Source organism: Halorubrum sp. Atlit-28R, assembly GCF_003665955.1.
In the GTDB taxonomy this organism is placed as follows: domain Archaea; phylum Halobacteriota; class Halobacteria; order Halobacteriales; family Haloferacaceae; genus Halorubrum; species Halorubrum tropicale.
This window is the reverse complement of the sequence record NZ_QPLS01000236.1, coordinates 1-454: the sequence shown is the minus strand read 5'-3', so window position 1 is coordinate 454 and position 454 is coordinate 1. Positions and strand designations below refer to the sequence as shown.

Sequence of the window (454 nt, the reverse complement as noted above, 5' to 3'; positions counted from 1 at the left end):
ACCGGGTCGTCGAGGCCGAGCGTCGATTCGGTCACGTCGAACGGGCGGAGCGTCGCCGACATCAGAATGCTCGCGTGAACCTCTTCGAACAGTTCGCGGGTGACCTCTCGCGGGATGCAGGTGTAGAGTTCGGCACGACCGTAGATTTCGTCGGTTCCGCCGTCGCGGCGAACCGAGAGCATCGGGTGTCGACCGAGGTCGCCGCCCATCTCCATCCAATCGGCGATGAAGTTCGCCGCCTGCAAGGTTTGACACTCTTGACGCGTCGTCGCGTCGCCGTGTTTGTACTCGTCTTCGTACTGTTCGTCCAGTCGCTTGCCCAACTGCAAGGCGAGTTCGACTTCGATGTCGATGCCGCGGCCCTCGTACGACTGGAGGAAGTCCATCGTCAGGTCGTCGCGGCGGCCCTGACTGGCAATCGAGAGGTCGTACCAGTTTTCGCCGACCTGCTCGC

Annotated in this window: 1 pseudogene; it reads right to left on the bottom strand. The window is 62.6% G+C overall.

Annotated features, from left to right (window positions below):
• Window positions 1-454 (bottom strand): annotated as a pseudogene (locus DVK06_RS17710) (ATP-dependent DNA helicase); the annotation flags it as partial.